The sequence below is a fragment of the Peribacillus sp. P4_C12 genome (assembly GCF_056402095.1).
This window is the reverse complement of the sequence record NZ_JBFUIB010000480.1, coordinates 1-2,752: the sequence shown is the minus strand read 5'-3', so window position 1 is coordinate 2,752 and position 2,752 is coordinate 1. Positions and strand designations below refer to the sequence as shown.

Genomic DNA, 2,752 nt, shown 5'->3' with positions numbered 1-2,752 from the left:
TAGTACGAATGCTATTTTGCTTGGATTGATTCTAGGAGGTATGATGGCTGTAGATATGGGTGGACCCCTGAATAAAGCGGCTTTCACTTTCGGACTTGCAGCTATTGAAGCACAAAGTTTCGGGCCTCATGCTGCCGTAATGGCAGGTGGAATGGTACCTCCTCTCGGAATTGCCTTTGCGACTACATTCTTTAAAAGTAAATTCAGTGAAATGGAAAGAAAATCTGGATTCACTAATTACTTTATGGGTGCATCATTCATTACAGAAGGAGCTATTCCTTTTGCGGCAGCTGACCCTTTTCGAGTTATCGTAAGCAGTGTAATCGGGGCTGCAACAGCTGGTGCACTGTCGATGGCTTTTAACGTCACTCTTCCGGCACCACATGGCGGTATATTTGTTATCCCGCTAGTCAATCATCCATTTCGCTATATGCTGGCAATATTAATAGGTTCTCTTATTACTGCGTTTATATTGGGAATCTGGAAAAAGAAACAGAAATAAATCACGAAAAAAGGCGGGTTCAATAATCATTGAACCCGCTTTTTTCATATCCACTCTAAAATTTCAATTCGATTACCAAAGGGGTCGAATACATAAATTCGATTTGCTCCTGGTAGCTTTTTATCTTCAATAAAAGGTATATCATTACTTATTAGATGTTGTTTAAGGTCTACTAGATTTTCAACTTCTAGAGCTGGATGGGCTTTCCTTGCTGGAATAAAATGATCTTCGGTTCCAATATGTATTTGGATCGATCCAGATTTAAACCATACTCCTCCATTGGACTTTAATGTATCAGGTTTATCAATTTCCTGAAACTTTAAAACATTAGTGAAAAACTTCCTTGCTATCTCTTCTGTATTTTTAGGAGATGCTAATTGGAAATGATCGATGGATTTAAAATTAAAGCTCATCTTAATACGCCTCCTCATTCCTTATATATCCAATTTTAATGCAATACTGCTAATAAGAACAGATTAATCTATTTATTAATGTTGATAAGTTATTCTTATTTTTACTATTTAATTCTGCATAATTAAACGAATAAGGTATGATTTCAAATGTTTTTGGGTATGTGTATAAAAAGTTATTAAAGGAGTGGAACGTGTATGCTGAAGAAAAATTCATTAAAAACTACTAAAAGGGATGATATGATTGATGTTACAACAGAAGTGCAGGCATTTATCACGGAAACTGGTATTCAAGAGGGCATAGCTCTTGTATATTGTTCACATACTACTGCTGGAATCACGATTAATGAAAATGCGGATCCAGACGTCAAAAAGGATATGCTAAGGAGGCTGGACGAGCAATATCCATGGAATCATACTCTAGATCTACATATGGAAGGGAATACTGCAGCCCATTTGAAATCAAGTACGGTCGGTTCGTCACAACAAGTGATTATTCATAAAGGAAGTTTGATTCTGGGTACATGGCAGGGTCTTTATTTTTGTGAATTCGATGGTCCTAGAGAGAGGCAGTACTTTATCAAATTGACTAGTTAAGGCTAGGAATAGTCAGGTAAGGGTAAAATAGGAGGAATCAGATTGGATGATGTTTGGATTAAAGGAAGAAATGTAGTATTGAGAAACGTAAAAAAAGATGATTTAAAACTTTTGTGGAGCTTAAAGTATGGGGAAGAGAATCCAGAGTGGAAAAAATGGGATGCACCATATTATCCTCACGAACTCATTGATTTTAATACGTATATTGATAAAGAAGAGAAACATCGGAACTATGATGAGAAAATAGGAGTATACTCCGAGTTAATAATGGAAAAGGATCATCAAATAATCGGATCAATTGTATATTATTGGGAACACGAACCATCGCGATGGCTTGAAATCGGTATTACTATTTTTGAGGCCAATTATTGGAATGGCGGATATGGAACGGAAGCCATAAAGTTGTTTATCACCTATTTATTTGAAAACATTGAAATCGAACGGGTTGGACTGACGACCTGGTCAGGAAATGAGCGGATGATGGCTGTTGCATTAAAAGTAGGTATGCAGCTTGAAGGAAGAATGAGGAAATGCCGTTATTTTGATGGTTATTATTACGACTCCATAAGGATGGGAATTTTACGTGAAGAATGGGAATCCCTTCAAATAAATAATTAAGCGGATTTGAAAGAGTTAAATAAAAATTCAAAGTGTGTAATATTTTACCTGGATTCCCTTGGAAATAATTTAGCACTGTTTTCTCCAATTGGGTCTGTTATCCTAGGTAGATGCTTAACAAGGAGGTTACAGGATGAAATTATCATCATTATTAACAGTGATAATAACTCTAAGCGTCATCGTACTTGGAATAGCATTCCCTTTTGGAACCATAAGTAAAGCTTCTAATGGCGCAAAAAAACATGTCATTAAGCAAGGTGAATCGATATGGGATATTGCGAAGCAATACGGAGTGCCAATTGGTACGTTAAAAGAAGTCAATCATAATGAAAATAATGTTGCCGATCCAGGTAAAACATTGATTATTCCTCATGTAATGAGTGAAAATGATAAAGATCTATTAGCTAGGCTGGTGCATGCTGAAGCAAAAGGAGAGCCATACCGAGGAAAGGTCGAGGTTGCGGGAGTTGTTTTGAATCGCCTAGATAGCAATGAATTTCCCGATACGATCCGTGAAGTGATTTATCAAAAAAATCAATTCTCCCCTGTTGGTGATGGTAGTATTAATAAAGCAGCAGGAGCTGATGCTAAGAGAGCTGTAAATGAAGCTATAGCGATCCATGGC

5 protein-coding genes are annotated in these 2,752 nt (G+C 36.8%); 4 read left to right on the top strand and 1 reads right to left on the bottom strand.

The window, feature by feature from the left end:
• The coding region (locus AC1DUW_RS25225; protein WP_477643758.1) for a fructose-specific PTS transporter subunit EIIC at window positions 1-502 on the top strand (502 nt) is incomplete at its 5' end.
• 44 nt (window positions 503-546) lie between these two features.
• Here the strand turns inward: AC1DUW_RS25225 and AC1DUW_RS25220 are convergent.
• Window positions 547-915: a VOC family protein gene (locus tag AC1DUW_RS25220; protein WP_053346554.1), complete on the bottom strand. Its 369-nt coding sequence runs from the start codon at window positions 913-915 to the stop codon at window positions 547-549.
• Window positions 916-1,110: 195 nt separating this feature from the next.
• Between AC1DUW_RS25220 and AC1DUW_RS25215 the strand changes: the two genes are divergently transcribed.
• From AC1DUW_RS25215 to AC1DUW_RS25205, 3 genes are all read left to right on the top strand, one after another.
• On the top strand, window positions 1,111-1,509 hold the full coding sequence (locus AC1DUW_RS25215; protein WP_053346553.1) for a secondary thiamine-phosphate synthase enzyme YjbQ: 399 nt from the start codon (window positions 1,111-1,113) through the stop codon (window positions 1,507-1,509).
• Between the two features lie 42 nt (window positions 1,510-1,551).
• Complete coding sequence (locus AC1DUW_RS25210; protein WP_053346552.1) at window positions 1,552-2,127, top strand: GNAT family N-acetyltransferase; 576 nt, start codon at window positions 1,552-1,554, stop codon at window positions 2,125-2,127.
• Between the two features lie 133 nt (window positions 2,128-2,260).
• Window positions 2,261-2,752: cell wall hydrolase (locus AC1DUW_RS25205; protein WP_477643757.1), on the top strand; the 492-nt coding region annotated here is incomplete at its 3' end.

Coding starts and splice junctions, on each gene's coding strand:
- AC1DUW_RS25215 (WP_053346553.1), top strand. CDS start 1,111: ATGCTGAAGAAAAATTCATTAAAAACTACTAAAAGGGATGATATGATT.
- AC1DUW_RS25220 (WP_053346554.1), bottom strand. CDS start 915: ATGAGCTTTAATTTTAAATCCATCGATCATTTCCAATTAGCATCTCCT.